Source organism: Alphaproteobacteria bacterium (genome assembly GCA_035625915.1).
Lineage (GTDB): Bacteria > Pseudomonadota > Alphaproteobacteria > JACZXZ01 > JACZXZ01 > DATDHA01.
On the sequence record DASPOR010000146.1, the window covers coordinates 1 to 3,640 of the forward strand.

4 protein-coding genes are annotated in these 3,640 nt (G+C 63.4%); 3 read left to right on the plus strand and 1 reads right to left on the minus strand.

Annotated elements, in window-relative coordinates; all coding sequences use genetic code 11:
* The 3 genes from VEJ16_11675 to VEJ16_11685 all read left to right on the plus strand — a co-directional run.
* The coding region (locus VEJ16_11675; protein HYB10321.1) for a hypothetical protein at positions 1-211 on the plus strand (211 nt) is incomplete at its 5' end.
* Between the two features lie 7 nt (positions 212-218).
* Entirely contained in the window at positions 219-1,610 is a 1,392-nt protein-coding gene (locus VEJ16_11680; GenBank protein ID HYB10322.1) for an amidase, read from the plus strand.
* A 334-nt stretch (positions 1,611-1,944) separates the two neighbouring features.
* Positions 1,945-3,180 carry an MFS transporter gene (locus VEJ16_11685; GenBank protein HYB10323.1) on the plus strand — a complete coding sequence of 412 codons (1,236 nt, stop codon included), beginning with the start codon at positions 1,945-1,947 and terminating at the stop codon, positions 3,178-3,180.
* Between the two features lie 268 nt (positions 3,181-3,448).
* Here VEJ16_11685 and VEJ16_11690 read toward each other — a convergent pair.
* Positions 3,449-3,640, minus strand: a 192-nt coding sequence (locus tag VEJ16_11690) for a hypothetical protein (protein ID HYB10324.1), incomplete at its 5' end; no start/stop codon positions are given.

Consider the following 3,640-nt stretch of genomic DNA (forward strand, 5'->3'; position numbering starts at 1 on the left):
AGGAAGGGAGCCGCTCGTGCCAAAACCCACAATCACCAAGGAGGCGTTCGAGACCCTCGCCATGCGTGCGGGCCTCACACTCACCCCCAAGCAGAAGACCGAGCTTTACGACGCCTACGCCTATGTGGAGGCGATGGCGGAACGCGTTCGCGCTGGGGGAAAGCGCTCGCCGCTCGCCGAACCGGCGACGATCTTCAAAGCGCGTGGATGAGGGTGACATGACGGAAATTCAGACGATTGCGGAAGCGGCAAAACTTTTCGCCGCGCGCAAACTTTCGCCCGTCGAGCTTACCAAGTCGTGCCTCGCCCGCATCGAACGGCTGAACGGCAAGCTCAGTGCATTCATCTCCGTTACGGCCGAGCGCGCCCTTGTCGAGGCGAAGGCCGCCGAGTCAGCGCTTATGGCCGGCAAGTCGAAGGGCGCGCTACACGGCATTCCGATCGCCCACAAGGACATTTACTGCACCAAGGGTCTTGCCACGACGGCGCACTCGAAGGTGTTGGCCGATCACATACCGACGGAAGACGCTGTTACGGTCGTCAAGCTCGCCGAGGCGGGCATCGTCATGCTCGGCAAGCTCGCGACTCACGAGTTCGCGTGGGGCGGGCCGTCGTTCGATCTGCCCTGGCCGCCCGCGCGCAACCCGTGGAACCCAAAACACTTCACCGGCGGCTCCTCAAGCGGCACGGGCGCGGCCGTCGCCGCCGGCCTCATCCTGGGCGGTACCGGTTCCGACACCGGTGGGTCGATCCGTCTGCCAGCAGCATATTGCGGCGTTGCGGGCATCAAGCCGACCTACGGCCTCTGCTCGCGCAGGGGTATTCTTCCACTCGCCTACTCGCTCGACCATGCTGGCCCGCTTGCCTGGACCGTCGAGGATTGTGCGATCCTCCTGCAAGCGATGGCGGGCCACGATCCGAGCGATCCCGCGAGCGCCGATGTCCCCATCCCCGATTTTCGCGCGGAAATCGAGACGCCAATCAAGGGCCTACGAATTGGATTCGTGCGCCACTTCCATGAGACCGACAATCCGTCGAACGACTCCGTCAAAAAGTCGCTCGAAGGGGCGGCGGATACATTCCGCCGTCTGGGCGCCGAAGTCCAGGATGCAACACTTGCCCCGCTCGAGGATTGGCATTCGTGCGGCATGCTCATCATGATGACGGAGGCCTACACGCTTCATGAGCCGTGGCTCAAATCCCGCCCGCAGGATTATGGCGAGTTCATGCGCGACCGCTTGAGCCTCGGTGCCTTCGTCACGGCGGCGGACTATATCCAGGCGCAACGAATGCGGCGGGAACTCTGCGCGCACTTCACCGAGAAAATGCGGTCGTTCGACCTGTTGCTCTCGGCCGCGACCCCATTCGAAGCACCCCTCATCGATGACATGACGAAAATGAGCTCGTTCGAGCGCCCCTCCCTTACCTTCCCCTTCAATGTCACGGGGACGCCGACGCTCGCCCTCCGTTGCGGCTTCACCGACGCCGGCCTTCCGCTTGGCATGCAACTTTCCGGGCGGCCGTTCGAGGATGCCTTGGTCCTGCGTGCGGGCCACGCCTACGAGAAGGCGACGAACTGGAGCAAGCGGAGACCGGCGATCGTATCGTGACGGCCATGCGGTAATCGCCGCACTGACTCGCGTGAGCGGACCTTTCCGCTCCCACATTCGAATGGTATGTTTCGCCCCGACCTCGATCCGGAGGGACGCGGCGGGCGGGGTCGTTCGGTCCATCAATGTCCGCCGTCGAGGAAGCGCTCAGGCCGATCACCGCCATGCCGTTTGTGCTTTCGCTCACTGTCGGTCGCTCGCATGCGTCGTCCGGCCTCATGGATAGCGCGGCCGTTGCGATGGGCGCTCCATGGGTTGCGGCGTTTCCACGGCACGGCGAAAGGTGCTGCCGTCGGGCGCACGGCCCTGCCGCCTCGATTGGGTCGGTGCTGCCATGACCAGCCTTACGATGACGGAGAACGGCGTGGAGACCGCCTATGCGTGGCGGCGGTTGCTGGTCTCGCTCCTCCTCAGCACCGTCGGCGGCGTAGGCCTCTGGTCCGCCGTCGTCGTCCTGCCATCGATACAGGCCGAGTTCGGCATCGCCCGCGCGAGCGCTTCCCTTCCCTACACCGCGACGATGTTGGGATTCGCCGTCGGCGGAATTTGGATGGGCCGCATTGCAGACCGCTTCGGCGTCGTATTCCCGATCGTCGCCGGGGCCGCGGCACTCGGCGTCGGCTATGTGGGTGCGGCGTTTACGACGAGCCTCTGGCAATTCGCGCTCGCACAAGGCCTGATCATCGGCATGCTCGGCAGTGCCTCGACGTTCGGTCCGCTTATCGCCGACGTCTCCCACTGGTTCACGCGCAACCGGGGCATGGCGGTCGCGATCTGCGCAAGCGGCAACTACCTCTCGGGCACCGTGTGGCCGCCGATATTGCAGCACTTCGTCGATGGATATGGCTGGCGCGAGACTCACATCGGCGTCGGCATTTTCTGCGTCGCGACAATGCTTCCTCTCGCCCTCTTGCTGAGGCGTCGAGCACCTGTGTTCCTGGGTTCGGCATCCGCGTCCCAAGCGGTTGCCGAGCTGGGTGCGATCCGCATTACGCCCAACGCCTTGCAAGCACTTCTCGCGGTCGCGGGCTTTGCGTGCTGTGTTGCCATGTCGATGCCCCAGGTCCACATCGTGGCCTATTGTGGCGATCTCGGTTACGGCGTGGCGCGGGGAGCGCAAATGCTTTCGCTCATGCTCGGCTTCGGCGTGCTGAGCCGGCTCGGGTCGGGTTGGATTTCCGATCGCATCGGCGGCGTGCGGGCACTGCTCTTCGGCTCGGCGCTGCAGTGCCTCATGCTGTTGTTCTATCTCCCGTTCAATAGCTTGACCTCGCTCTATATCATCTCGGCACTATTCGGCCTCGCGCAGGGCGGGCTCGTGCCAAGCTATGCGATGATCGTGCGCGAGTATTTCGCGCCACGAGAGGCGGCCACACGCATGGGATTCGTCCTGATGGCGTCGACCATGGGCATGGCGATCGGCGGATGGATGTCCGGCGCCATCTTCGACCTGACCGGCTCTTACCCCGCTGCATTCGCCAACGGCATCGTCTGGAATCTGCTCAATCTCTCAATCGCGATTTGGCTGTGGCGTCATCCGCGAAGGCGTCACCTTGCCGTCGCAGGCTAGTTCAGAACGCTTGCCGGGGCCGGGCGCCGTGGGCTTGGAGCGGGTGAAGGGAATCGAACCCTCGTCGTAAGCTCTTCAGCACGCCTGTCCGCGTGCGCGTTTGTGATTCTACATCTGCCCGGTGACGCCAAGACGCGATCCTTGCCAGCGAGCCTCCGGTGAAGACTTCTCAATCGATGACCTTCACAAAATTCCGTCGAATCGAACGCGAGAACGACCTGCTCACGGAATGCACCGTTGCTTTGAAGCGGGCCGACGTCTTTGACATTTATTTGGTACGCTGACGCCGGCGTCTTGGCGCAAATTGGACGCCTTCACCGATCGAGAGGAATTCGATTCCGGCTGTCTCGAAGGCGCGGATCACACGAAAATAGCTCGCACCCCGCCGATCCATATCCGAGCCGGTCTCGATACGGCCAATGGTATTGACGGCGACGACAGCTCGATCAGCCAGAGCTTG

Excerpts from the sequence above, each read along its gene's own strand:
- VEJ16_11685 (HYB10323.1), top strand. The coding sequence starts at position 1,945 with ATGACCAGCCTTACGATGACGGAGAACGGCGTGGAGACCGCCTATGCG.
- VEJ16_11680 (HYB10322.1), top strand. The coding sequence starts at position 219 with ATGACGGAAATTCAGACGATTGCGGAAGCGGCAAAACTTTTCGCCGCG.